1 protein-coding gene is annotated in these 762 nt (G+C 51.8%); it reads left to right on the top strand.

The annotated features are described in order from the left end of the window. Positions 1-615: IS5 family transposase (locus NSCA4_RS0101465; RefSeq protein WP_016686495.1), on the top strand; the 615-nt coding region annotated here is incomplete at its 5' end. Positions 616-762 lie beyond the last annotated feature (147 nt).

The raw sequence follows: 762 nt of genomic DNA, 5'->3' as shown, positions 1-762 counted from the left end.
GACCTAAAAGTAGAGAAAGCATCGGCCGCCGTCATTGACGCCACCATTATTCAGACCGCCGGCAGCAAACAGCGTCAGGCCATAGAAGTCGATGACGAAGGACAAGTCAGCGGCCAAACCACACCGAGCAAAGATAAAGATGCCCGTTGGACAAAGAAAAACGGCCTCTACAAACTCGGTTACAAACAACATACCCGCACCGATGAGGAAGGCTATATCGAGAAACTGCACATTACTCCCGCCAATACCCATGAGTGCAACCACCTGTCGCCTTTGCTGGAAGGGATAGCCGAAGATACGACCGTCTATGCCGATAAAGGCTATGACAGTAAGGAAAACCGGCAATATCTGAAAGAACACCAGTTGTTGGACGGCATTATGCGCAAAGCCCACCGCAACCGTCCGCTGACGGAAGCCCAAACGAAGCGTAACCGGTATTTATCGAAAACCCGTTATGTGATCGAACAGAGCTTCGGGACGCTGCACCGTAAATTCCGCTGCACCCGGGCAACCTATTTTGGTCTGCTCAAAGTGAGTGCGCAAAGCCATCTGAAGGCGATGTGTTTGAACCTGTTGAAAGCCGCCAACAGGCTAAGTGCGCCCGCTGCCGCCTAAAAGGCAGCCCGGATGCCCGATTATGGGGTATCCGGGGAGGATTAAGGGGGTATTTGGGTAAAATTAGGAGATGTTGGGGGAAGGAAACAGCCGAAAACCTGTGTTTGGGTTTCAGCTGTCGAAGGAAGGGCTTTTTTGCAAAGGTCT

Source organism: Neisseria sicca 4320 (assembly GCF_000193735.1).
GTDB classification, from domain to species: Bacteria; Pseudomonadota; Gammaproteobacteria; order Burkholderiales; family Neisseriaceae; genus Neisseria; species Neisseria sicca_E.
Note: the sequence above shows the minus strand (reverse complement) of the source record. Positions and strands in the feature narration are given on the sequence as shown.